The sequence below is a fragment of the Rhizobium sp. CF080 genome, assembly GCF_000282095.2.
Classification (GTDB): domain Bacteria; phylum Pseudomonadota; class Alphaproteobacteria; order Rhizobiales; family Rhizobiaceae; genus Neorhizobium.
The window spans coordinates 1-23,929 of record NZ_AKKC02000015.1 but is presented as its reverse complement, the minus strand read 5'-3'; the positions used below and the strand labels follow the sequence as shown (position 1 = coordinate 23,929).

General features: G+C 61.9%; 19 protein-coding genes. 5 read left to right on the top strand and 14 right to left on the bottom strand.

The genetic code is table 11. The annotated features are described in order from the left end of the window. The first annotated feature begins 63 nt into the window (after positions 1-63). Positions 64-1,098, top strand: a complete 1,035-nt coding sequence (locus tag PMI07_RS27080; protein WP_007753001.1) for an ABC transporter substrate-binding protein — start codon at positions 64-66, stop codon at positions 1,096-1,098. A gap of 110 nt (positions 1,099-1,208) precedes the next feature. Next, positions 1,209-2,447 (top strand): LysR substrate-binding domain-containing protein, encoded by a 1,239-nt coding sequence (locus tag PMI07_RS27075; RefSeq protein ID WP_007753003.1) that lies wholly within the window; start codon positions 1,209-1,211, stop codon positions 2,445-2,447. Between the two features lie 178 nt (positions 2,448-2,625). On the opposite strand, the gene PMI07_RS27070 is transcribed toward PMI07_RS27075, so the two are convergent. The 7 genes from PMI07_RS27070 to PMI07_RS27040 all read right to left on the bottom strand — a co-directional run bounded on the left by PMI07_RS27070 (position 2,626) and on the right by PMI07_RS27040 (position 10,307). Next, positions 2,626-3,486, bottom strand: coding sequence for an aldolase/citrate lyase family protein (locus PMI07_RS27070; protein ID WP_007753006.1), 861 nt, complete (start codon positions 3,484-3,486; stop codon positions 2,626-2,628). A 4-nt stretch (positions 3,487-3,490) separates the two neighbouring features. Continuing rightward, positions 3,491-4,534 carry an amidohydrolase family protein gene (locus tag PMI07_RS27065; protein WP_007753008.1) on the bottom strand — a complete coding sequence of 348 codons (1,044 nt, stop codon included), beginning with the start codon at positions 4,532-4,534 and terminating at the stop codon, positions 3,491-3,493. A gap of 247 nt (positions 4,535-4,781) precedes the next feature. After that, the gene (locus tag PMI07_RS27060) at positions 4,782-5,636 is read right to left on the bottom strand and encodes an amidohydrolase family protein (RefSeq protein WP_007753010.1); all 855 of its coding nucleotides are present in this window, start codon (positions 5,634-5,636) and stop codon (positions 4,782-4,784) included. 35 nt (positions 5,637-5,671) lie between these two features. Then, complete coding sequence (locus tag PMI07_RS27055; protein WP_007753015.1) at positions 5,672-6,667, bottom strand: ABC transporter substrate-binding protein; 996 nt, start codon at positions 6,665-6,667, stop codon at positions 5,672-5,674. Between the two features lie 57 nt (positions 6,668-6,724). Next, positions 6,725-7,597 (bottom strand): ABC transporter permease, encoded by an 873-nt coding sequence (locus tag PMI07_RS27050; protein WP_007753016.1) that lies wholly within the window; start codon positions 7,595-7,597, stop codon positions 6,725-6,727. A 17-nt stretch (positions 7,598-7,614) separates the two neighbouring features. Further along, positions 7,615-8,433 carry an ABC transporter ATP-binding protein gene (locus PMI07_RS27045; RefSeq protein ID WP_007753018.1) on the bottom strand — a complete coding sequence of 273 codons (819 nt, stop codon included), beginning with the start codon at positions 8,431-8,433 and terminating at the stop codon, positions 7,615-7,617. A 335-nt stretch (positions 8,434-8,768) separates the two neighbouring features. Further along, entirely contained in the window at positions 8,769-10,307 is a 1,539-nt protein-coding gene (locus PMI07_RS27040; protein WP_007753020.1) for an acetolactate synthase large subunit, read from the bottom strand. 412 nt (positions 10,308-10,719) lie between these two features. Here PMI07_RS27040 and PMI07_RS27035 point away from each other — a divergent pair, with 412 nt between their 5' ends. The 3 genes from PMI07_RS27035 to PMI07_RS27025 all read left to right on the top strand — a co-directional run bounded on the left by PMI07_RS27035 (position 10,720) and on the right by PMI07_RS27025 (position 14,722). Further along, the gene (locus PMI07_RS27035; protein ID WP_007753025.1) at positions 10,720-11,610 is read left to right on the top strand and encodes a hypothetical protein; all 891 of its coding nucleotides are present in this window, start codon (positions 10,720-10,722) and stop codon (positions 11,608-11,610) included. Between the two features lie 254 nt (positions 11,611-11,864). Then, entirely contained in the window at positions 11,865-12,884 is a 1,020-nt protein-coding gene (locus tag PMI07_RS27030; RefSeq protein ID WP_007753027.1) for an ABC transporter substrate-binding protein, read from the top strand. 110 nt (positions 12,885-12,994) lie between these two features. Continuing rightward, the gene (locus tag PMI07_RS27025) at positions 12,995-14,722 is read left to right on the top strand and encodes a thiamine pyrophosphate-binding protein (protein ID WP_245277244.1); all 1,728 of its coding nucleotides are present in this window, start codon (positions 12,995-12,997) and stop codon (positions 14,720-14,722) included. Positions 14,723-14,878: 156 nt separating this feature from the next. On the opposite strand, the gene PMI07_RS27020 is transcribed toward PMI07_RS27025, so the two are convergent. From PMI07_RS27020 to PMI07_RS26990, 7 genes are all read right to left on the bottom strand, one after another. Continuing rightward, complete coding sequence (locus tag PMI07_RS27020; RefSeq protein WP_007759966.1) at positions 14,879-15,928, bottom strand: ABC transporter substrate-binding protein; 1,050 nt, start codon at positions 15,926-15,928, stop codon at positions 14,879-14,881. A 299-nt stretch (positions 15,929-16,227) separates the two neighbouring features. Beyond that, positions 16,228-16,770: a carboxymuconolactone decarboxylase family protein gene (locus tag PMI07_RS27015; RefSeq protein WP_007759967.1), complete on the bottom strand. Its 543-nt coding sequence runs from the start codon at positions 16,768-16,770 to the stop codon at positions 16,228-16,230. Between the two features lie 84 nt (positions 16,771-16,854). Further along, positions 16,855-17,835, bottom strand: coding sequence for an ABC transporter substrate-binding protein (locus PMI07_RS27010; protein WP_007759969.1), 981 nt, complete (start codon positions 17,833-17,835; stop codon positions 16,855-16,857). Between the two features lie 66 nt (positions 17,836-17,901). Beyond that, entirely contained in the window at positions 17,902-19,947 is a 2,046-nt protein-coding gene (locus tag PMI07_RS27005; protein ID WP_024164195.1) for a tripartite tricarboxylate transporter permease, read from the bottom strand. A 75-nt stretch (positions 19,948-20,022) separates the two neighbouring features. Then, entirely contained in the window at positions 20,023-20,877 is an 855-nt protein-coding gene (locus PMI07_RS27000) for an amidohydrolase family protein (RefSeq protein WP_007757745.1), read from the bottom strand. Between the two features lie 70 nt (positions 20,878-20,947). Then, a complete protein-coding gene (locus tag PMI07_RS26995; protein WP_007757748.1) occupies positions 20,948-22,006 on the bottom strand; it encodes a tripartite tricarboxylate transporter substrate-binding protein in 1,059 nt (352 codons plus the stop codon). Positions 22,007-22,363: 357 nt separating this feature from the next. Continuing rightward, the gene (locus tag PMI07_RS26990) at positions 22,364-23,617 is read right to left on the bottom strand and encodes a LysR family transcriptional regulator (RefSeq protein WP_024164194.1); all 1,254 of its coding nucleotides are present in this window, start codon (positions 23,615-23,617) and stop codon (positions 22,364-22,366) included. Positions 23,618-23,929 lie beyond the last annotated feature (312 nt).

Genomic DNA, 23,929 nt, shown 5'->3' with positions numbered 1-23,929 from the left:
CACCCTGCCCCGCGCATGCGAACTGATGTTCCGTCTCCAATTCTCTCCAACGAGGTCTGCCGCATGATCGATACGCTCACCGCCATCTCAAGACGGCGCGTTCTTGCCACCGCAGCAGGAATGATGGCCGCCGGCCTTCCCTTGGCCAGGACTGCGCAGGCCCAGCAAGACAATGGCAATCGCGTCAACATCATCTGTGCCGCCGGCAACCTCACGGCAACGTTCGACGAGCTGATGAACCAGCAGGGATTTTACAATAAGTTCAAGCTGGTGACCAAGCCTGTCTATGTCTCGGACGGTTCCAAGCTGCTGGGCAGCCTCCTGAACGGCGAAATGGATATCTGCCCATTGGCGGGGTTCGCAAACATCTTCCCGGCCGTGCAGCGAGGCGCCAAGGTCAAGCTCGTCAACGGCGGCGTCGTGCTCGGCCAGCAGACCGTCGTCAGCGGGAAACCGGAGATCAAGTCGATCAAGGATCTCGCTGGCAAGACGATCGGCGTCGGCTCCCTCGGAGCGCAGCTTCATCAGACGATGGTCGCGCTTCTGTTGAAGAAAGGCGTCGATCCGTCGACGGTCACGTTTGCCAATATCGGCAGCAGTGCGGATGTGCTGCGCGCGGTCGCGGCCAAGACCGTCGATGCCGGACCGAGCCAGATCGATGTCATTCCCAATGCCGAAAAGCTCGGCATACATCAGCTGGAAGGCGGCGATATGTGGAGCGGCATCCCCGAATATCCGTTCCAGGGTGGCTTTACGTCCGAACAGACGATCGGCGGCAAACGGGATCTTCTGGTGAGGACGCTGGCCGCCTATGCCACCCTTTTCCGGTACCTGGTCGGTCCGGACTCGCAGGAAGCTTTCCGGGCCGCGCGCCGCAAGGCACTCAGCGGATCAGGCGAGGATTTCGACCAGGCATCCGATTTCCAGTGGCGCTTCTTCCAGACCGTCAAACCCTTCGCGCTCGACCTCGTCCTGTCTCCCGAACGCCTTGCCTACATCCAGGATCTCAATGTGAAGCTTGGCGTCCAGAGCGAAGCCTTGCCTTACGAAAAGGTGGCCGATATGTCTCTGGCCCAGGAGGCGCTCAAGCTATTGTGAGGCGGGCGAGCGCGTCGGCGCGGATAATTTGTGCCTTAAATGATTGCTTTGCGCGCCCCTGATTTCTGTTAACATCGAATATGGAGGAGTGCATAATCAGGGAGGAATTTATGTCCGACGGTAGTATGCCAAGCATCCGTCACTTGCGTGTTTTCGCAATGGTCGCAGAGCTGCAAAGCGTGCGAAAGGCTGCCGAAGCCGTGTTTTTGAGCCAACCAGCCGTAACCCAAGCCATAGCCAAGGTCGAATCCCAGATTGGCGCCGTGCTTTTTGAACGGCGCAGCAGCGGCACGTATCTCAGCGAGTCGGGAACCATTCTTGCATCCCGCACACGCAGGATGTTCGCCCAAATCGAGGACGCCCTCGCCGAATTCGGGCTTCAGGGAGGCAAGGGAGGCGCCGCGGATTCCGTCGCGCAGCGGATCACCCGATCACAAATTCGTGGCTTCATGGCGATCGCAAGCGGCGTGTCCTTCGCGGAAGCGGCGGAAAACTTCCACATCTCGCAGGTTTCACTCTACCGGGCCGCGCGCGACCTGGAGCGCACCCTGGGATGCACGCTCTTCCACAACAGCGTTTCCGGGATCACTGCCGTTCCGGCGGGCATCGAACTCGCCCGGAAACTTTCGCTGGCGATGAAAGAGGTCGAATGGGCGATCGAGGAAATCAAGGCGGCGGAAGGCAAGCTCGGCGGTGAACTGCGTATCGGCGCAATGCCGCTGGCCGGCAGTTTCCTACTCGGCCCGGTCCTCAACCAGATCACCACGTATTTTCCGCGGGCTCACGTCAACGTCCGCACGGGAGGATGCGCCCATCTCTCCCGCGCCCTGCACATGGGCGAAATCGACTTTGTCGTCGGGCTCAATCGCAGTTCCGTCAATCCGGCGGAAATCGAGCAGGAAGCTCTTTTCTCCTCTCCCTATGTGCTGGTCGCGCGGCGTGACCACCCATTGACCAAGAAGAGCAAGCTCACTCCGGCCGATCTGGAAGATTACGACTGGATCGCTCCGAGCCATAGCGCGGTCCGACGCACGGCCCTGGATCAGCTTTTCGCATCGATGAAAAACCCGCCTACCGCCAATATCGAAGCCTACTCCCTTTCGACCATGCGAACGCTGATGGACGAAAGCGATCGGCTGACGCTACTGACGAAGTTCGAATTCGAATGTGAACGCGGAGGCGGCGCATTGACCATCCTTCCCTTCGCTCCGATCGAACCGGCGCATACGACAGGCGTGGCATGGCGGGCAAAGTGGACCCCGACGCTTCTGCACCTGAAGTTCCTCGACCTGCTTCGGGCCCGAGCCACGAAGATCGCCAATACCGAGAGCCTTGTACAAGCGGCATAAGCGCCAACCCGCTCCAACCTGTCACGATCGCGGCCACCGCCGGCAACACAGGCGTAGTCCCCATGAAAACGAGGTGGCCGGAAGCACGCTTAGATAACGCAAAAATCCCCGCGGACCTTCACCGGTCCGCGGGGATTTTTATGCCTGTCCGCCGGAGCGGTTGATATGAGCCGTTCTCTTAGCGCCCAACGAGCTTCAGCGTATTGTCGAGGGAGGCGAAACTGCGCTTCGGCGGGGTGATCAGGATGCGATAGCCTTCGCTGATGACCCGTTCGACATTTTCCGGCTCCACATGCGGATGGCCGACGGGAACGTTGAACCTTTTGCAGGTCGCGACGATCTCCGCCATCGCCTCCAGCACGACCGGATGCTCGTACTGGCGGGGATAACCGAGTTCCTGGCTGAGGTCCCCTTCGCCGATCAGGATGCCGCCGATGCCCGGTACGTTCTGAAGGATATCCGGCAGGTTCTTGATGCCGACGGTGTCTTCGATCATCAGCAGGACGAGCACTTCGCCATCCGGGGCAAGCGGCCAGACATCGGCCTTCTTGTAATATTCCTGGTTGGTAATCCCCCAATAGCGGCATGCCGCGTGCGGGCCATCGCCACGCACGCCAGCCGGCTCGTAGCGCGGTGCCGAGTTCAATCGCGGATAACGGCAGGCGGAGACGGCGTTGTAGGCCTCCTCCACGGTGCTGATATGCGGCCAGACCACGCCATAGACGCCGAGATCAAGGGCCTGCTTGGCGAGCCACTGGTTCTTTTCGGCGCCGTTCGGCGGAATGCGGACGATCGGCGTCACCTTGGGCGCCAGCGAGCCGGATTTGACGATCTCGGCGCGGTTGAGGAGGAACTGCATGGAATCGCGCAGCGCGCGGCCGTCCCAGACCCCATGTTCCATCTCGATCACGATGCCGTCATATTTCGAGGTCGAGAAGACGATTGCCTCCTCGATCTCCGGTTTCGCGAAAGACATGACGACGTGCTTGCCCTGTTCGAGGGCGCGGATGATGCCGTTGAGGCGGGGAAGTTCAGCCATGGTCTCAGCCCTTTTTCATGTTGGCGGCGATACGGTCGAGGATGGGGCCGACGCGGGGATAGACCTTGCGGGCGTTGCCCTCGAAGATCTTGTAACGATCCTCTTCGTTCAACGACGAGACCTGGTCGATGTAACGCTTGGTGTCGTCGTAGTAATGGCCGGTTTCCGGGTCGATGCCGCGCACGGCGCCGACCATTTCGGTGGCGAACAGGATGTTGTCGACCGGGATGATCTTGGTCAGCAGGTCGATGCCCGCCTGGTGGTAGACGCATGTGTCGAAGAACACGTTCTTCAGCAAATGCTCCGACAGCAGCGGCTTGTTCATGTCCTGTGCCAGCCCGCGATAACGGCCCCAATGGTAAGGCACCGCGCCGCCGCCATGCGGGATGACGAATTTCAGCGTCGGGAAATCCTTGAAAAGGTCGCCGCTGAGGAATTGCATGAAGGCGGTCGTATCGCCGTTGATGTAATGCGCACCGGTGGGATGGAAGCAGTCGTTGCACGAACCGCTGACATGGATCATCGCCGGGACGTCCAGTTCCACCATCTTTTCGTAAAGCGGATACCAGAAGCGATCTGTCAGCGGCCTGTCCTTCCAATGACCGCCGGACGGATCCGGATTGAGATTGCAACCGACGAAGCCGAGTTCCTTGACGCAGCGCTCCAGTTCCGGAATGACGCTCTTGATCGGGATCCGGGTCGATTGCGGCAGCTGGCAGACGCCGATGTAATTGTTGGGATAGAGCTGGGTGACGCGATAGATCAGGTCGTTGCAGGCTTCCGACCAGACCTGGCTGGTGACCGCATTGCCGATGTGATGCGCCATCTGCCCGGCGATCGGCGAGAATATCGCGACGTCGATCCCGCGTTCGCGCTGCAGCTTCAGCTGGGCATTCTCCAGGCTGTCGCGGATTTCGTCGTCGCTGATCTTGATCATCTCCTTCGACGGATTGCGCGAAGGATCCTCGAGCGCTTCGATCTGAATGGCGCGAAAGGTCTTCAGCGGCTGCGGCGCTGTCGTGTAGTGCCCATGGCAATCGACGATCATGATTGTCTCCTTTGATAGTTGGCAGTGCTTGCCCGGCGGCAATTTCGCTGAGAACGCGACACAGCCGGACCCTCCAGACCGGTCAGGCAAACGACCGGTCTGCGAAAATTCCGTGATGAAAAACGGCCCGGATCACATCCGGCCGAAATGCTTCCTCAATCGCCCTGTCGAGCTGTATTTGATGATCAGTGCGCCAAGCCCGGTGACGGCGGTGAAGAATTCGGCCACCGCCACCAGAACGGTCGTGTCAGCGCCCCAGCGGCGGGTAGAGCTGCTCGGCCGTCTTCCAGAAGATCCATTCGAGGTCGTTTTCCGACAGCGAAGACATTCTCTCCATGCAACGATCCAGCAGTTCCTTCAGCGAGCCTTCATTGGCCGGGAAGTTCGAACCCCAGGCCAGCCGGTCTGCGCCGAATTCCTTGACCAGGCGCGGGAAGAACGTCTCCGGCGTCGCCTTGCCGCCCACGGAGGCGTCGGCCGAACGCGGCGTCAGCTTGACATAGACGTTCTTGAACTGCGCGAGATCGAAGAAGGGTTGCGCATTGACGTAAGGCGCGCCGTCCTTGATGTCGGCCCGGCCATGGTGGTCGATCAGCACCTTCACCTTCGGGAAACGCTTGATCATCGTCGTTGCAGCCGGATAGGCGTCGGGGCTCATCTGCAGGCAGATCGACAGGCCCTTTTCGCCGGCACAATCCCAGGCCGGGAAGGTCCGTTCGTCGTCGAGGCCTTCCATCTGCGTGGTGATCGTCGTGCCGATGGTGAAAAGGCGAAGCCCGCAGATGCCGCGCGCCACCCAGTAATCGATCTTCTCGATCGCGTCCGGGGCCTTGAGGTCAACGGTACCGACGCCGGTAAAACGATCCGGATACTTGGCGATCGAGTCCGTGACATAGCTGTTGTCATAACCGTAGGAGGTGGAGGCTTGCACCATCGCCGACTTGGCGATACCGGCCTCGTCCATGGCCTTGACCATCTGTTCGGCACTCACCGGCCGGTCGCGCGACCATTCCGACTGGATGCCGCCGAGCGGATCATGGGGATAACGAGCCGTATCCTGGGAGATGATATGGGGATGGATGTCGTAGATTTTGCTTGGCATGTCTGGTTAGTCCTTTGCAATGGCAACGAGGCGCATCAGGCTTCGGGATCGATGAACATCTCGTCGATGGTCAGGCGGCGTGGGATCAGGCCCTGCTGGAAGGCATAGTCGTGCATTGCCTGGATGGATGGCAGGTTGGCCTCCATGCCGTAGGGCAGCGGGTCGGCACCGACGACATTGGTCAGTTCGCGATAGCGCTTGTCTTCCGCCGTGTCGGCGTCGCCGGAATTGAGCTTCTTCAGCCAGGCGTCATGGGCCTGAAGATAGGCGCTGTAGATGGCCTTCGGCACGTGCGGATGATCGCGCACCACATCGTCCTTGATGACGATGAGGCCGTGCATCGGGTAGACCTTGGTACGGCGATACCATTCCGCTTCGAGTTCGGCGGTGTTCGGGAACAGGTCCTGGTAGATCTGCGGCATGGGCTTCTGGCCCTCGGCCTCCCAGCCGGCCTTCGGCGGGCCTTCGCGACCGATGCCGGCGCGTGCGGTGAAACCGGCCTGGATCTCACCCTCGGCCATCATGCTCGCCAGCGTCTTGCCTTCGGGAACGTGGATGACGTTCGAAGGCAACTTCAGCTGGGTGACATGCTCCTCGTCGTCGACGACCCAGGTGACCTTCTTGTCGTCAAGGCCGAATTCGTTGACCAGGATGCCGCGCGTCCACACACCCGTCGTCACCGAATAGGCGCGCACGCCGACCTTCTTGCCTTCCAGGTCCTTGGGCGTCCTGATATGCGCGTCTTCCCGGCAGACGAGGCCGCCGTGATGGAACTTGCGCGATACGAAGATCGGCAACGCCTTGTAGGGGGCGCCATAGCCCCGCGCGATCATGTAGGTGGTCGGCGCCATTTCGCAGATGTCGAATTCAAGCCCGCGCACCATCCGACGGTAGGCTGCGATGATCGGATCGACCTTGATGAAGTTGGCGTCGATGCCGTCCATGGGATAGGTACCGTCCTTCAATCCCGCAGTCTGCGGATAATCGGCGACAGCAATATCCAGACGGACCGGAGTCCGTGATACATTCATTGTACAATTCCCTTTTTCTGCAAGCCTCGGCCTGGGCCTCGTTCGGCTGCCTGCCCGTCAATCGCCTTGCCGGGCTTTCCAGGGGGCAATCCAGTCTTCCATGCGCTTGACCGTGACGCTGAGCGCGATGCCGAGCAGCATGAGGACGAAGATCGGCACGAACATCGAGGCGGTATCGTACTGGTTGCCGTATTTGATGATCAGTGCGCCAAGCCCAGTGATGGCGGTAAAGAACTCGGCCACGACCATGCCGATGATGGCGCGGCCGATGCCGAGCCTGAGTCCCGTCATCATGTAAGGCAAAGCCGACGGCAGGATGATCTTCGTGAAGATCTGCCATTCGTTGGCGGCAAAGGCATTGCCGAGTTCGATCAGCTGCGCCGGCACGTTGCGCACGCCGGCCGACGTGTTGATCAGCACCGGGAACAGCGTCATGATGAAGACGATGAACAGCTTGGCCTGGAAGCCGAGGCCGAACCAAAGGGTCACCAGCGGCACGATGGCCACCAGCGGCGTCGCATAAAGGGCGTTGATGACCCAGTCGGTGGCCGCCTCGACAGTCCGGTAACGGCCGATCGCCAGCCCGACGCAGATGCCGAAGGCGGACGACACCACGAAGCCGACCAGCAGCGTCTTCAGGGATTCAAGCAGCGCCGCACCCAGTTCGCCGGACGCGATCAGGCGCATGGCCGAGGTCGCGATCGCCGAGGGATAGGACATGAACAGCGGATTGACCTGACGGCCGGCGAGTTCCCAGCCGATCAGCACGATGAAGATCGAGGCAAGCCGGATCCAGCGTGTGGCGTTGGAACGCGGCGCCGGGCCGATCTCCTCGACCGTATCGGGCACGACCGTCGACCCGGCTGTGGCATTAGGGTCGGCGCTTGGCAGGACGTGATCGGGAGCGTGGGGGATGGTCTTGTCGAGCATTGTCATGTCCCCTTGTCTCAGGCAGCGACCGCGGCACTGGCCGGGGTATTGCGGATGAGGTCCCACATTTCCGCGCGGATGCGCTGGAACTCCGGCTCGCCGCGCATCTGCGGCAGTTCAGGGCGGTTGCGCCCGAACGGGATCTCGATGATCTTCTTGATCCGGCCGGGCTTGGCGCCCAGCACGATGACGCGGTTGGAAAGATAGATCGCCTCGTCGAGGTCGTGAGTGACGAACAGGATCGTCTTGTTGGCTTCGGCCTGGATGCGCAGCAGTTCGCGCTGCAGCACTTCGCGGGTCTGGGCGTCGAGCGCGCTGAACGGTTCGTCCATCAAAAGGATGGCCGGATCGATGGCCATCGCCCGCGCCAGGTTGACGCGCTGCTGCATGCCGCCCGACAGTTCGTGCGGATATTGTTCGGTGGCGTGCGCAAGCCCGACGAGCTTTAACAGCTCCCGCGACTTCTCGCCCCGCTCTCGCTTCGGCACGCCGGACAGTTCCAGCCCGAATTCGACATTCTGGCGCGCCGTCCGCCACGGCAGAAGGCTCGACTGCTGGAAGACGAAACCCCGGTCGCGGCCCGGGACGCCAACCGCATTGCCATCGACCCGGATCGTCCCGGCATCCAGCCGGATCAGTCCCTGCACGATGCGCAAAAGGGTCGTCTTGCCGCAGCCGCTCTCTCCGATCAGCGAGACGATCTCGTTCTCGTAGACGTCGAAGCTCAGGTTGCGCAGAACAGGAAGCAGGGAATCGCTCTCCCCCATCGTCCCGCGTACCCGGAATGTCTTCGAGACATTCTGTACCGCAAGCTTTACCTTCCTATCTTCCGCCATGAAATTCCTCCGGTTCTGTGCACTTGTCGCTGATATCCGCGCGGTGAGCGCCATGCTCCCCGACGCGCCTCCTCCTGCGAGTGCTGGATAAAACTGAAACATTTTGAGGACCATTCTCCAATTGGAATGGCGTCCCCGGCTATAAGTTCTTTGTATCGGGTTAGGTCCGGCTTTGCTTCGACGTCAAACTCCGCAGCAAATTCAAAGACCTGCGCCGACTCCGTTCGGGATGGTGTCACGCCGGGTGCGTCGGCAGGCCCTAACGCGGGAAAAGGCGGAAACTGCATCCGGCCTTTGCCTCCGACGATCATCGATCGCTTGGACGAGACGCGGTTTTATAGCGTCACATCGATCAGATGCGGGCCGGGCTGCCGCAGGACGCGTTTCAGCGCCGCAATCAGTTCGCCGCAATCGGAAACGCGCGTGCCGGGAACGCCCAACCCGCGTGCAAGCGCCAGGAAATCGAGCGGCGGATTGTCGAGGGTCATCATGGCGCTGGCCTTTTCGCCGGGTGCGCCGGCACCGACACCGGCAAACTCGACGCGAAGGATCTGGTACGCCCGGTTCGAGAATACCAGCGTCGTCACATCCAGCCCTTCGCGTGCCTGCGTCCAGAGGGATTGCAAGGTGTACATCGCGCAACCGTCGCCCGACAGCGAGATGACGCGGCGGCCCGGAGCGCCAATGGCGGCGCCGGTGGCGACAGGCAGGCCGAAGCCGATCGACCCGCCCATGTTCTGCAGCCAGTCATGCGGGGCGGCACCGGCGGTCAACCCGAAGGATTCGCGCCCCGTGGTCACGGACTCGTCGACGACGATGGCATTCTCGGGGATCAGTGCGGACAGGATATGGGCGATCGTCTGCTGGTTCAGGGCGCCCGAGGGCAAAGCGGTCTCGGTCCGCTCCTGATGCGGCGCATCCGAAGCCTTCGCGCCGACCGCCTCGGCCAGAGCTTCCAACGCCGCCAATCCATCGCCGCCGGGGTTGCAGACCTGATGCACCTGGGTGCCCTCGGCCTTGATCTGGCTCGGCTTGTTGGGATAGGCAAAAAACGAAACCGGCTCCTTGGTCTCGATCGTGACGATATGCTTGAAGTCCTTCAATGCACCGAGAGCCGAGTCGACGAAATACGGAATCCGGAATGTCGGCACGCGCCCTGCGCCGCGCTCGATGCGCGAACTGAAGAACTGTGTCGCAAGCACTGCTCCGGTCTTGCCGGCGATACGGCCGGCGATCTCCAGTGCCTTTCCGCGGATTGCCCGACCGCCGATGATCAGCATCGTGGACTCGCCGCTGCGCAACGCCCGCACCGCCGCCTCGATCGATTTTTCATCGAACCCTGCGACCGTGGGCATGGCCAGTGCGTCGGCGACCGCTCCACCCTCTTCCCAGGCCGTATCGCCCGGCAGAATCAGCGATGCAATGCGCGACTGCCGCGCCTCGATCACCGCCTGGGCCGCATCCGCTCCGATCGCCTGAGATCCAAGAGACGTCTTGACCCAGTCGGAAAGGGGGCGCGCGATACCTTCGATATCGGAAGCAAGCGGCGCGTCGTATTTCAAATGCCAGCTTGCATGTTCACCGATGATGTTGAGCATCCCGGATGCCGCCTTGCGCGCATTGTGGATGTTGGAAAGCCCGTTGGCGAGACCTGGCCCAAGGTGCAGCAGGTTGGCAGCAGGCCTGTCCGCCATGCGCCAGTAACCGTCGGCCGCGCCGGTGGCGACGGTCTCATGCAGCACGAGGATGGAACGCATGCCGTCGACCCGGTCCAGCGCCGAGACGAAATGCATCTCGGACGTACCGGGATTGGCGAAACACGTATCGACCCCTGCACCCACAAGGGTCCGAACCAAGCTCTCTGCACCGTTCATATCTTCCTGCTCCTCACATAACCCACTCTCGCTGCCCACTCTCGCCACAGCATCCATCGCCGATGGAAGACCAGGGCAGCATCTTCCCCCTTAGAACGACTGCGCCTCTCCCGGGGCATCGGAAAGTCGTAGGGCGTGATTGGATTTATGGCCGCAGGAGTGTCTTCCCCCTCGCCAGGAGCTGCGATTACGGAATTCTTATCGATCAGGCCCGCATTTCAATTGGCGACAGCTTCGCCGATGGAAGACTTTTGCGATGCCGCAGGCAGATTGCCTTCGCATTTCCCTGGCCCGCCGACGAGGACTGCGGACCGGGCGTTTCACCACCAGTTCGCTTCCCATTTTCGTGCGGCGATCGGGCAGACAGGTCGATTCGGCGCGGCGGCATGGATTAGAGATATGGGAGAGCCTTATGGACTATAAATCAGACACGACCCTCAAGCTGCGGACGAATCTTGCCGACTATCCGGTCACCAAGGCTCTGAAGTCGGAAGCGCTCAAGCCGTCGCTGTTCGAATTCGACTTCTGCGGCCCGAAGACCGCTCATGACGGCTTCAAGCCGATGCTGCGCGAAAATGCCTTCGACGCCGGCGAACTGGCGATCGTGACCTATCTTCAGGCCCATATCTACGGCAAGCCCTACGCTCTTCTGCCGGCCCCCATCTCTGGCCGCACCCAGCATCATTGCATCGGCTACAACAAGAGCATCAACGAGCTGAAGCCGAAGGACCTCGAAGGCAGGAAGGTGGGCGTACGCAGCTATGCCCAGACGACCGGCCTCTGGGTCCGCGGCATCCTGCAGCACGAATACGGCGTCGATCTCGACAAGATCACCTGGCTGACAACCGATGAAAGCCACCTGGCGGAATATCGCGATCCCCCGAATTGCCGCATGCTTCCCAAGGGCTCCAAGCTCGCCGAGCTGCTCTATTCCGGGGAAATCGACGCGGCGATCCTCGGCAATGACATGCCGGACGATCCGCGCATCGCCACCCTCATTCCAAACGCCATGGAAGAGGGTAAAAAGTGGTCCGAGCTCGAAAATATCGTGCCGATCAACCACATGTTCGTCGTCCACAAGGATCTCCTGAAGAGCCGGCCCGACGTGGTCAAGGAGATCTTCCGCCTGCTCGTCGAGAGCCGCAAGGCCGCCCCTCCGGCGCTGCTGCCGCCCTTCGGTCTCGAAGCCAACCGCAAGGGCATCCAGATGGCGATCGATTGGTCCTACGAACAGAAGATCATCCCCCGCAGGCCCAGCGTCGACGAGCTGTTCGACGAAACGACGGCGGCGCTTGTTCCTTGAACACAGGCCGCAGACCAACGGATGCGGCAGGACGAAATGTCCCGTCGTATCCGACAGTTGCCGATGCATCGCGTCGGGCAGCGCGTTTCAGTTTTCTTATAACCTTGGCCGGCTTTGTGATTTTTCTCGCGAAACGATAGCGACAATAGTCGACATCGAAATATTGCGGTTTCCATCCAGAAATCCCGCGAGGCGAGGAGGCCCCGGGACGTACGGACAACTGAATTCGATTTTAGGGAAAAGGGAGGACGGGAATGTTCAACAGGCAGTTTACGCGTCGCGGCGTCTTGGGAACCATGCTGGCCGCCGGCCTGGTCGGGCCGCGGCTCGGCATGGCCGCGCCGGCAGGGTCACCGACGCCGGTTTCGATCGCCAATGCGTCCGGCGCCGTCAACCAGGCGATGCAGGAACTGATGAAGCAGCAGGGCTTTCTGGAAGAATTCGGACTGGCGCCGAATGTGCTCGCGGTCGCCGACGGATCGAAGATCCTCAGCGGCATTGTCGGCGGCAGCCTCGATCTCAGCACCATGTCCGGTTTCGGCCAGCTTTTCCCGGCCATCGAGCGAGGTGCCGAAATCCGCGTCCTCGGCGGCGCAGCCCTGTTGCCGTCGCTCGCCCTCTTCACAACCAAGCCGGACGTCAAGACGCTGAAGGACCTGGAGGGCCGCACGATCGGCACCGGTTCGCTCGGCGCCCTCGTCCACCAGCTGATGGTGGCGCTGCTGCGCAAGCATGGCGTGGACGTCAGCAAGGTCCAGTTCGTCAACATTGGCGCCAGCGTGGACATCTTCAAGGGCGCGGTCATGGGCACCGTCGATGCCGGTGTCGGCGAACTTGCGATCATCGAGCAGCAGGATCAGTACAAGGTCCGCATGGTCGAGAAGGGCAACCTGGCCGTCGAGCTTCCCGAATACACTTATCAGGGCGCATGGACCTCCACCGCGCTGATCGAGAAGGAACGCGACAAACTCGTCCGTACCATGGCGGCCTATGCCAAGCTCTACCGCTTCGTGCAGACGCCGGATGCGAAGGATGCCTTCTTCAAGGCACGCAAGACCGTGTTTCCGAATGCCAGCGAGGCCGACAGCAATGCGGTCTGGACCGTCATCCAGAAGTACAAGCCGTTTGCCGCCGATCTCGTGCTGAATGAAGAGCGGCTGAACTTCATGCAGCAGCTCAATATCGATCTGAAAGTGCAGACGAAACTGCTGCCGTTCGACAAGGTTGCGGACATGTCCATCGCCCGCGATGCCATCGCCCTGCTGAAGAAGTAAACGGCGAAGCCGCCCTACCCCGGAAAAACATCCTGTCGATGTCCTTCCCTTCACACAGCGACGGGCGCCTACTGGCGCCCGATGCCATATCGGCTGTAACAAGACTTCAGATGACGATGACCCTGGATGCGTTGATGACCGTAAACGACAACACGATAAGCGGTGCCGAGCTGGTGGTCCGGATGCTCGAAGCCCATGGGGTTACCCATGTCTTCGGTCTCTGCGGCGATACGAGCCTGCCACTCTATGATGCGCTGGCGCGGCTCGACCACGGTATCACCCATGTCCTCACCCGCGACGAACGATCGGCGGCCTACATGGCTGACGGATATGCACGCGTTACCGGCAGGGTCGGCGTCTGCGAAGGGCCGAGTGGCGGCGGCGCCACATACCTTCTCCCTGGACTGGTGGAATCCAACGAATCTTCGGTTCCGGTTCTCGGGATTACGACAGACGTTCCCGTGACGGCGCGCGGCCGCTACCCGCTGACCGAACTCGATCAGACAAGGCTCTATGCCCCGCTGACCAAATGGAACAAGGTCATCGATACGGTGGGGGAGATCCCGCACACGCTCCGGACCGCTTTCCGCGCCATGACCACCGGCAAGCCCGGTGCGGCGCATATCGGCCTGCCCTACGACGTGCAGAAGCATCGCACCGGCGGCGACGACATCTGGGCCCAGCCGGAACATGGTGCGGTGCCCGCCTGGCGTACCGCTCCCGATCCCGAATCCGTTGCCAGGGCCGCCGATCTGATCGCCGACGCCCGTTTTCCGGTCTTCGTTTGCGGTGGCGGAGTCGTCATTTCCGGCGCCACGGCGGCCTTGGCGGAACTGGCGGAACTGATCGACGCGCCGGTCTGCACGACGATCAGCGGCCAAGGCTCACTGGCGGAAACCCATCCGCTCTGCGTCGGCGTGGTCGGCGCCAATGGCGGCCTGCCATGCACCCGCGACGTTCTGGCGAAGGCCGATCTGGTCATCTTCGTCGGGTGCCGGGCGGGCTCGACATCCACCGAACACCGCACCGTTCCCGGTCCGGACGTCACCATCATCCATATCGACATCGATCCGATGGTGATCTCCTGCAATTACCGCACGGCCGTGGGGCTTCCGGCGGACGCGCGCCGCGCGCTTGAGGCTCTTTGCGATACGATCAGGATCAGCGGCGAGCCCCTCCCGATCTCACGGGGGGCAGTTGCCATCGTCACGGCGGCAAAGGACGAGAAGGCGCAGGCCCTTGCGAGCCTGAGTGAAAGCCGCGAATTGCCGATCCGGCCGGAACTGGTGATTGCCGAACTCAACAAGGCGCTGCCGGAAGACGCGATCATTGTGGCGGACCCCGGAACGCCCTGCCCCTATCTCTCGGCCTACTACACACTGAGAAAACCGGGCCGCCATTTCATCACCAACCGCGCCCATGGCGCGCTCGGTTATTCGATGTCTGCGGCCGTCGGCGCCTGGTTCGGGCGTCCGTCGGCAAAGGTCGTCTCGGTGATGGGAGACGGAAGCTTCGGCTTCACGGTGGGCGAACTGGAAACCATCACCCGCTACAACGTGCCGATGACGATGATCGTGTTTTCGAATTCGGTCTTCGGCTGGATCAAGGCGAGCCAGAAAAGCGGCTATGGCGAGCGCTATTTCTCGGTCGATTTCAACCGGACCAATCATGCCGCCGTTGCCGAAGCCTATGGCGTGAAGGCGTGGCGGATTGAAAATCCCGCCGATTTCCCGGCCGCTCTTCGGGCCGCCATCGCACATGACGGCCCGACGCTGATCGATGTCATCTGCCAGCCGCTGCAGGATGCGGCAGCGCCCGTCAGCCAGTGGATGGGCTGACAGCGTCCGATCCGGCTCCGGCCTCGGCAAGTTTCATTTCCCGTCAAATGAAAGCGGCAGTGCTGGGAAAAGCACCGCCGGTTTCCATGATTGGGGGCGAGCATTCCCACTGGGCCGCCGCATGTCCCGGCTACCCGGTGAGCAGGCCCGCCGGGATCATCCCTGATCGATCAGCTTGGTTGCTTCCCTGGCAAGCGAAAGATCGACCACCTTGTCGAAGGGCAGCTTTACCTTCTGAATTCCAAATTCCAGATTGAGAGCCTGCATGTAATCGACCTGCGCCTGCGTCAGGATGAGATCCTTGGTATAGGTCCTGTTTTGCCGGGTGAACTTGATCATCATCCGGCCCTGCGCTTCGTCCGACGTTCCGATGGCGGTCTTGTAGGCCTTCATGAAAGCCTCTTCCGCAGACGGATCGTCCATCATGAAGCGATAGAGCTTGCAATAGGCGGCGAGGACCCGAACAAGGCCTTCGCGCCGGCCGTCGATCGCGGTCTGAGAGGCATAGGACCCCTGATACGGATATTCAGGCAGTTCGGACCAGAAATCCGCGATCGCATGAACACCGTATTGCGCCTGCTGATCGTAGACGTCGGTCATCGCCGGACCCGCATCGACCCTGCCGCCGACAACAGACTTGAAGACATCGGCGCTGCTTCCGACATTGACGAACTGAACGTCGTTAGGATTGACGCCGTGCTTGCGCAAGAGCGCCACCATCATCTGGTGGAGAAGCGCGCCGATCGCTCCGGTGCCGATGGTTTTGCCCTTGAGATCCTCGACCTTCCTGATGTTCGGATTGCTGCTGTAGAGCGCCTGGGCGATCAGCTGGTTTGCCGCCGCGACGACCTTGAGCTGGGCGCCCTTCTCGATGGCCGGCAGTACCTGCGAAAAACCGGAAAGGACGCAGATATCACTTTGGGCACTGATCAGGCTGCCCATCAGCTTGCTGCCATCAGCCACATTCACGGTCGTCGTCTTGACGTTCAACGCGTCGAAATAACCCAGCTGCTTCAGAAGCTCCTGCTGGACAAGCGTCGCGTTGGAACCCGTGTTGACGATGTTGACCGTGTACGGCAGGTCCGCAAGCTTGGCCGAACCGGCGGCCATGAGCTTGTCGAACGGGGAAACGGCCAACAACGCGGCTGCGCCGGCGGCGCCCCGGATGACGGTCCTGCGCGTAACATTCGATTCCGTGATCTTCATGATATTCCTCCCCGGTTTGCGGAAATCCCGGCGACACACGACAGACGCCGTGCGTTCCTGCGGGCGCGCGAAGAACGCTCCAAATTGTTGAAACTGCACATCCTGCCTTCCGAAACCGCGATCAGTCCCGGCTCGGTGACATGGACCGGAAACAGGGCTTCTCCTCCAAGCCCGGCGCCTACGATCCGCCCCTATCAGGCACCGCAAATTAGCTTGAAAGCACGCGAACGGGCGATTGATAGGGGAACCGGCGTGATAAGTTCGGCGATATTGATCTGCCCTGGAGACGGCCGGCGATCTCAGCCTCTGGCGGGAACCTCGTGGACCCGCATCCCGATCGAGACCGTCGAATAATAACCGACGAGGACGATCAATTCGGCAATGCCTTCGCGCCCGAGAACCTTCTCGTAGGCATCGAAACGATCGTCCTCGATCGAGCCCCCGGCCAGAAGGTCCGCAGCGAAATCGGAGACCGTCTGCAGCCGCTCGCTGGCGACGACCGGTCTGCGGCCGGCAAGAATTGCCTCGACGGCCTGCTCGGGCACGCCCGCTTGCACCGCATGCCGTGCATGGTTGGTGACCACATAGGGAGAGCGCCAGAAGACCGCCGTCGCCAGCGTCGCGATCTCGAATTCGGCGTTGGTCAGGTGAGCGCCGCTGTTGAGGTAGGTGCCGATCACCTCCATGCCGTCGGCCAGGCGGGCGCTGTGCAGCCAGACCTTGTAAGGAGTCGGGATCCGCCCGCGGCCCTCGCCGAGCCTTTCGATCACCGCCTCCTGTTCCGGCGTGGTCTTGGATCGGTCGATCTCGACCAGTCGGTTGCGGCGTGTCGTTTCTGTCATTCCTGCATCCTCCTCGCCCTCGAAAGGGCTGGCCTTCGAGAAAGCGGTCCGCAGCGCCGGCGAGCGACAGACCGCCGACTATTGTTAGAGCGCGACGAACATTTCCTCGGCCGAATAGCTCTTCGGGATAAGGCCCTGCTGATGCGCATAGCGGATCAGCCCCTCGATCGAGGTGCGATTGGCCTCGATGCCGTAAGGCAGCGGGTCACCGACGATCGGGATGAGCTTCTTGTCCTTTTCGGCCTGTTCGCCCGTGGCGCGGCCCGCCTTCAGGTCCTCGATATAGGGTGCCCTCGCCGCCACGAAGGCGTTGTAGAGCTTGTGCGCCAGGTCCGGATGGGCGTCGAGCACATCTTCTCGTACCGCGAGCGTGCCATGCATCGGGAACACACCGGTCCGCTTGAAGAAATCGCGCTCCGCCCCCTTCTCGCCGGCAAAGACGTCCCGCAACGCCTGCGACGGTTTCGCCTCGGCCGCCTTCCAGTCGCTGGTTGGCTTGCCCTCGCGCCCGACACCGGCGTCACCGGTGAAGCCCGCGTCGATCTCGCCCGCCGCGAACATGCCGGCGATCGACTTGCCGTCCGGTGCATGCTGGACATAGGGCGGCAGCTTCAGCGCCTCGACATGTTCCTCGTCATCGACGACCCATGTCACCTGTGACGGATCGACCCCGTATTCGTTCTGCAGGATGCCGCGCTTCCAAACGCCCGTCGTCACCGACCAGGCGCGCACGCCGACCTTCTTGCCGATAAGATCCTTCGGCCCCTTGATGGCGGAATTTTCCGGCACCATCAGGCCGTCATGATGGAAACGGCGAACGAAGAAGATCGGCAGCGCCTTGATCTTCACCCCATAGGCGCGGGCGATCACATAGGTGGTGGGCGCCAGTTCGCAGACGTCGAATTCCAGCTCGCGCACCATCCGACGGAAGGCGGCGATATGCGGCTTGACGTCAACGAAATCGAGCTTCACGCCCGGTATGGTGATGTTTCCGGCCTTGATGGCGTCCGTATAGGGGTAGCTGCGCAGGCAGCATTTCAGCGTGAGTTCCGAGGCATTGTCCATGAGGGTCTCCGTCATTTACGATAGGGGGAGGACGGCATCGCTCGATCCCGTCCGTATGAGGTTTGGTCAGACCGAGGGGATGACGCCGCGCAGCGACGGGATCCATTCGCCAAGCAGGCTGTGCGGCCAGGGCACCCCGACCAGCCGGTCGAATACGATCCAGATGAAAAGCATCGCGCCGAGGGCGATCGCGACGCTGAGCTTCCAGGGCTCGCGCGCTTCCGCCCGCATATAGCCGAGGATCATCAAAGGAACGGTTGGGATCAGGCCTATGACCGCGGTGCCGGCCAGGAAGAAGATGTACCAGCCGAAGAACTGCGCCGCCCGCGCCGCCACCGTGCGCGCCGGCAGGTCGTCATCCGCCAAGAGGTCCATATGGATGCCCTCCTCCTCGGCGGCCGGATTGGCGCTGCCGCGGCCCGAGAACAGCAGCCAGATGAGGCTGATCGAACCGGCGACGATCAGCGTGCCTGCCGCAAAGGTCGGCCCGATCCGCGCATTGAAGAACCAGCCCTGCGCTTCGACCAGCATCCAGGCCGCGATGCCGATGAAGAAGACGTAGACGAGATCCGAGGACTGGACCGAAAAACTGCCGCGCGGCAGCAATCCGCCAAACCCCTTGCGGCGCACGATGCGGTAAAGGGGGCTCAGCATCACCCAGGCGGATGCGGCGAGGATCAGCATCACGCCCGGCCGGGTCAGCCAGTCAGCACCGTAACGCAGCGTCGAGATCGCCAGATAACGCTCGATCAGAACGCCCAGAACCAGTCCGAGGATCAGCGGCGGGCGCGGCCATTTCAGCCGTTTCATCGTCCAGCCGATCAACCCGAAGATCAGCAGCGTATAGAGATCTCCCCAGCTGCGCGAACCCTGGAAGGCACCGACGAATGTGACTGCCATGATGCTCGGCAGGATCAGCGTGTAGCGCAGGGTGGAGATCTTGGCGAACTGCCCTGAGAGGACGAAGCAGAGCGCGGCACCAAAGACGTTGGCGAGCGCCAGCGACCACACAAGCGTATAGGTAAGCTCAAGATTGCGGGTCAGCATGTCAGGCCCGGGGATGAAGCCCTGCACCATCATCGCGCTGAGGAGGATCGCTCCCGCAGCCCCGCCTGGTACGCCGAAGGCGAGAAGTGGCACGAGCCGTCCGCCTTCCGACGCATTGACCGCACATTCCGGGGCGATCACGCCACGCACGTCACCGGTGCCGAAGCTCTTGTCGGCGCCCCGCTCGGTGCGCAGTGCATGGCCGTAGACGATCCAGTCGGTGACCGCGCTCGACACGCCCGGGATCGCCCCCAGGACGGCGCCGATCGAACTGCAGCGCAGGATCAGGAACCAGTGCGCAAACGCATCCTTGACGCCCTGCCACATGCCCTTGCGGGTGCTGAATTCGAGCTTGTCGGTGAGCGCCTTGCGGCCAATGGCAAGATCGCAGAGCTCCGGCAATGCGAAGACGCCGAGCAGAACCGGCATGATCGGCAAGCCATCGCGCAGATAGATGAGGTCAAGGGTCCAGCGCATCTGCCCCGTCTGAACGTTGGTGCCGATCATTCCGATCAGGATGCCGAAACAGGCCGCGACCATGCCGCGAAGCGGCGTCTTGCCAGAAAGGGTAGACACCATCGCGATACCGAAGATCGTCATAGCCAGAAGTTCGGGCGTGGCGATCGACAGCACCAGCGGCCGCACCGACGGCAGCGCGATGCCCATGATCAGTGCGCCGATCAATCCACCGATCAGCGAACTGGTATAGGCAGCACTGAGCGCTCGTCCGCCCTCGCCTCGCTTGGTCATCTGCAGGCCGTCGAGCACGGTGGCCTGCGAGGCCGCCCCGCCCGGAACCCCGAACAGGACCGCCGGGATCGTGTCGGACATGGTGTTCGACGAATGCATCCCGAGCAGCATCGCAAGGGCTGCGATCGGGTCCATCGTGTAAGTGAAGGGTACGAGCAGCGCAAAGCCCGTCAGGCCGCCGATTCCTGGCAGCAGCCCGAGCATCAGGCCGACCAAAACCCCGAACCACAGGAATACGATCCGATCTATCGACAGGAGCGAGATCAACGCATGGCCTGCCGTTTCCAGCACGCCAAATCCGGCAATATGTTCCATTTCTCTTCTTTCCTCGCGGCGCCAAACCGCTGCGGTCACAGTGGTGGCAGGAAGCCGTGCATCAGAGGCTGCGGATCAGTCCGCGAGCTCGGGATAGATGGACTGCGCGGTGCGCGCCCATATCCAAGAACGATCCTCCTCCGACAGGCCGGAGAAGCTGGCATGCCCCTGGTCGATGAGCTTTTTCAGAGGCCCGGCCGAGGCTGGATAGTTCGATCCGAATGCCAGCCGGTTCGCGCCGAATTCGCCGACCAGCCTGGTGAAGAATGTCGCCGGCGTGGACTTGCCGCCTGCGGCCAGATCGAAGCTGCGCGGGGTGATCTTCAGGTAGAGGTTCGGGTATTTCGCCATGGCGAAAAGGCTTTGGGCCGCGGCATAGGGCGGACCGTCCTCGAGCACCGGGCGCCCCATGTGATCGAGCAGGATTTTCGCACGCGGGAAGCGCGTCAGCAGGTCCGCAACCATGTGCAAGCCGTCCGGTGTCGTCTGGATGACCACTGACATGCCGATATCCTGGCAATGTTCCCAGACCGGGAAGGTTTTCTCATCGAGCAGCCAGCTGCCCTTGGACTGATTGGTTGCGCCGCCGGTAAACAGTCTCAGGCCACCCATGCCGCGACCGCGCCAGTATTCGATCTTCTCGACCGCATCGGGCTGCAGCACATCGACGGCATATACACCTGTGAAACGATCGGGCATTTTTGCGATGCAATCGGCCAGATACGAGTTATCGAACCCATAGGTGGTCGACGAATGCACGATGGCTGCCTTGTCCACGCCGGCTTCGTCCATCTCGACCAGCATCTGCTCGAAATCGACGGGTCGGGTCTTGGACCAGTCCGAATGCACACCTCCAAGCGGTGCATGAGGATATGTCACGGTATCGGGTGAAATGACGTGGGGATGGATATCGACGATCCGGCTTGGCATGGGTCTTTTCCTCTGGATTTATGGAGCGCCGGAGCCGAATGCCCGCCCCGGCGCAAAGTGGTGGCCGTTGTTACTTCGGCTCTTTGGCGGTCATGATCGCCCGCACCTTCAGCATGGTCGCGTCCGAGGTGGCGTAGAGGTCCTTCACCACCTGCTCGACGGCCGCACCGTTGACAGCCTCGACGGGATAGTCCTTCGCCTTCATCGCCGAGAGGAAGTCGGGATCGGCGGCCGACTCGTCGAAGGCCTTGCGCAGAGCGGCAAGACGATCGGCCGGCACGCCTTTGGGCACACCGATCGGGCGGCCGGCCACCATGCTGCGGGTGAAGAACGAATAGAGTTCCTTGTCTTCCGGCGTCTTCAGATAGGAGGAAAGGTTGGGCACCTTGTCGAACGGCGCAGGGCTTTCGAAGCCGAGATGCAGGAGCACTTTCAGGCGGCCCTGGTCGAGCATCTGCTTGGTGTCGGGGATCGTGAGGCCGGCAACCGTCGAAGCCCAGCCATCCACCTCACCGCGTTCCATGGCGAGATAGACCTCGCCGCGCGCATCATAGCCGTGGATGATCTTGAACTTGGTGCCGATCATGTCGTTCAGCATCGCCGGCAGGGTACGATTCTCGTTGGAATAACCGGTCGCGCCCAGGATCAGCGGTTTGCTGAACAGATCCGCGGTGGTCTTCACCTCCGAATTGTTCATCGCCACCATGGCGTAGGCGACCTTTTCGAGGCTGCCGAGCCATTGCAGCTCGCGCGGATCGAAGCCGCTTTTCGGCCCTTCGACGAGAGGCACGTAGAGATTGTTGCGCTGCAGGAAGCCGATGACGGTGCCATCCTTGACCTCCTTCAATTGCAGCTGGGCGGCTGCCATCATGCCGCCCGCGCCGGGCAGGTTCAGCACAACGACGTTCGGGTGCCCGGCCATATGGGACTTGAAGTGTTCGGCGAAATTGCGTGCAACGAAGTCCGTCAGGCTTCCTGCCGGAGCACTGACCAGGAATGTCACCGACTTACCCTTGTAGAAATCCTCCACGGCATCGGCACGCGCGGGTGCCGGCGCCAGCCAGGACATGGCCAGCATCGCCGTAGCGGTCACGGCGCCCAGCAGCGCCTTGTTCTTGAACAGTTTCATGGATCCTCCTCCGAATTCGATCTTTGCCTCTACGCGTGGCGTAGTGCCGTTGCGCCGAGAAATGTAAGCTGCCGCTTCCGGAACCATGACAGGCCCCTCCAGCCAGCCACGTCCGGGCAGTCAAGCGAAACGGGCCTGCGCAAGAGTGGCGCGACGTCCCGCTTCGATGCTCTGAGATTGTCCGCGGTCACCGGTAAGCGCAATCGACGGTCAGGGACTTCTTATAGGGCGAACGCCAAATTCAATCTGGCAGTGGCCATTGCCGGAAATGGCCTGCGCGCGCCGCGGCTGGTTGCCCGCGGCATGAATTTGATCGGCTGTGTTCGCGGTTGCGTGCCGCTTCATCCCTGCGCCGGGCTATCGCGCCCGGCTCAGAAGTTTCCCGGTCGCTCCGCGACCCCTTTTGTCAGCCGTCACGCTGCGCAGCACTTCCAGGAACTCGGCATGAACCGGTGTCGGCATCCAGTTCGCGCGGGTGGCGATGCCCTTCGGGGGAATGGCTTTCAGCCGCGTGCAGGGCAGGCCGCGCAGCAGGCCCAGTTCCATGTCGATCTGGATCTCACTGCGGGTCATTACCGTGATCAGGTTGCTCTTCATCAGCAGTGCCCGCGACGTCGCCAGCGAACGCGTCTCGATGTTGAAATGCGGCAGCTCCATGCCCTCGAACAGCTGCTCGATATGCCGTCGGCGGGGCGTGCCGTCGGGGGGCACGATCCAGTCGTATTTGCTCAGGTCTTGCGGCGTGATCGTCGGCAACCGAGCCAGCGGATGCCCCGGACGGGTGACGATGCAGTATGAATCGCTGAACAGATCTTCCTTGGTGAGGTCCCGAGCCCAGTCCGGGCAGCGCAACAGGCCGAAGATCATGTCCAGGCGGCAATTCGACAGATCGTCCAGCAACGCATCGAATTCGCCGGTTACGATGTTGATCCGGGCTCGCCGCCGGCGGGCACTGAAGGCGTAGACGGCCTCTGCGAGCTCATAGGAGCCCGACATCGGCAAGGCGCCGATGACGATCTCGGTCTCCTCCGTGCCCTCGGCCAGACGGATTTCCTCGAATGCGAGTTTCAGCTCGTCCGCAGCACATTTGAACTGGCGCGCCAGCCGCAGACCGGCCGGGTTGCAGGCGGGGCCATGGACCGTGCGATCGAAAAGATCGGCATCCAGCACCTTTTCGAGCGACCGTGTTGCGCGGTAGAGTGCATTGACGGATACGTCCAGATGCTCGGCCACCGTCTCGACCGAGCGCGGATCTGAGAGCGCGATCAGCGCCCGCATCTGGGTACTGGTCATCACGCGTTCGACCGGCGGCAGAGGCCGGCGCTGGGGAGCCGCATCGCCAGCCACCCGCAGCAGCGCGGCCTCCAGTATGTCGAAGAATCGGCTGACCCGCGCCAGCAACAGCCGCCCCGCCGATGTCGGGAAGGTGCCTGAGCCGCCGCGTTCGAAAACCTCGATGCCCAATTCGCTCTCGACCGTCGCGACGGCGAGTGTCACGGCAGGCTGCGACGTGTTCATTTCCCGCGCCGCGCTGCCGATGCCCTGGGTGCGCCCGATGACCTGAAGCATCCTGAGGTGCCGCAGGTTCGGGATGTTTGGCACAAAGACCATGTTCTCCTCCCGGTCGGCCTTGTGACGGGCCGCACCGGGGACGATCACGTCTCCAGCGGTCCCGAAAGCCTCCTCCGGGAACAGTCTAGCATCGGGGCGGGATCGCAGAACGACGATTTCTAGTCATCAGATATAAGTTTTTGCTCATATCCCAGCGCAGGATATCGCCTGCTCCATCGACCCGAGCATTCGCATTCCGATGATCTGGACGATCAGAGCAGTCCCTCCTCCTCGAATACCTTGCGGATACGGGCGATATGCTCGGCACTGGCCGGAACCGCCGGACGACGTGGCTCGCCCACCGGACGGCCC

What these genes read in the sequence shown, in the direction of transcription:
- PMI07_RS27080 (WP_007753001.1), top strand. Translation starts at nt 64, where the DNA reads ATGATCGATACGCTCACCGCCATCTCAAGACGGCGCGTTCTTGCCACC.
- PMI07_RS27075 (WP_007753003.1), top strand. Translation starts at nt 1,209, where the DNA reads ATGTCCGACGGTAGTATGCCAAGCATCCGTCACTTGCGTGTTTTCGCA.
- PMI07_RS27070 (WP_007753006.1), bottom strand. Translation starts at nt 3,486, where the DNA reads ATGGCTGAACTTCCCCGCCTCAACGGCATCATCCGCGCCCTCGAACAG.
- PMI07_RS27065 (WP_007753008.1), bottom strand. Translation starts at nt 4,534, where the DNA reads ATGATCGTCGATTGCCATGGGCACTACACGACAGCGCCGCAGCCGCTG.
- PMI07_RS27060 (WP_007753010.1), bottom strand. Translation starts at nt 5,636, where the DNA reads ATGCCAAGCAAAATCTACGACATCCATCCCCATATCATCTCCCAGGAT.
- PMI07_RS27055 (WP_007753015.1), bottom strand. Translation starts at nt 6,667, where the DNA reads ATGAATGTATCACGGACTCCGGTCCGTCTGGATATTGCTGTCGCCGAT.
- PMI07_RS27050 (WP_007753016.1), bottom strand. Translation starts at nt 7,597, where the DNA reads ATGCTCGACAAGACCATCCCCCACGCTCCCGATCACGTCCTGCCAAGC.
- PMI07_RS27045 (WP_007753018.1), bottom strand. Translation starts at nt 8,433, where the DNA reads ATGGCGGAAGATAGGAAGGTAAAGCTTGCGGTACAGAATGTCTCGAAG.
- PMI07_RS27040 (WP_007753020.1), bottom strand. Translation starts at nt 10,307, where the DNA reads ATGAACGGTGCAGAGAGCTTGGTTCGGACCCTTGTGGGTGCAGGGGTC.
- PMI07_RS27035 (WP_007753025.1), top strand. Translation starts at nt 10,720, where the DNA reads ATGGACTATAAATCAGACACGACCCTCAAGCTGCGGACGAATCTTGCC.
- PMI07_RS27030 (WP_007753027.1), top strand. Translation starts at nt 11,865, where the DNA reads ATGTTCAACAGGCAGTTTACGCGTCGCGGCGTCTTGGGAACCATGCTG.
- PMI07_RS27025 (WP_245277244.1), top strand. Translation starts at nt 12,995, where the DNA reads ATGACGATGACCCTGGATGCGTTGATGACCGTAAACGACAACACGATA.
- PMI07_RS27020 (WP_007759966.1), bottom strand. Translation starts at nt 15,928, where the DNA reads ATGAAGATCACGGAATCGAATGTTACGCGCAGGACCGTCATCCGGGGC.
- PMI07_RS27015 (WP_007759967.1), bottom strand. Translation starts at nt 16,770, where the DNA reads ATGACAGAAACGACACGCCGCAACCGACTGGTCGAGATCGACCGATCC.
- PMI07_RS27010 (WP_007759969.1), bottom strand. Translation starts at nt 17,835, where the DNA reads ATGGACAATGCCTCGGAACTCACGCTGAAATGCTGCCTGCGCAGCTAC.
- PMI07_RS27005 (WP_024164195.1), bottom strand. Translation starts at nt 19,947, where the DNA reads ATGGAACATATTGCCGGATTTGGCGTGCTGGAAACGGCAGGCCATGCG.
- PMI07_RS27000 (WP_007757745.1), bottom strand. Translation starts at nt 20,877, where the DNA reads ATGCCAAGCCGGATCGTCGATATCCATCCCCACGTCATTTCACCCGAT.
- PMI07_RS26995 (WP_007757748.1), bottom strand. Translation starts at nt 22,006, where the DNA reads ATGAAACTGTTCAAGAACAAGGCGCTGCTGGGCGCCGTGACCGCTACG.
- PMI07_RS26990 (WP_024164194.1), bottom strand. Translation starts at nt 23,617, where the DNA reads ATGGTCTTTGTGCCAAACATCCCGAACCTGCGGCACCTCAGGATGCTT.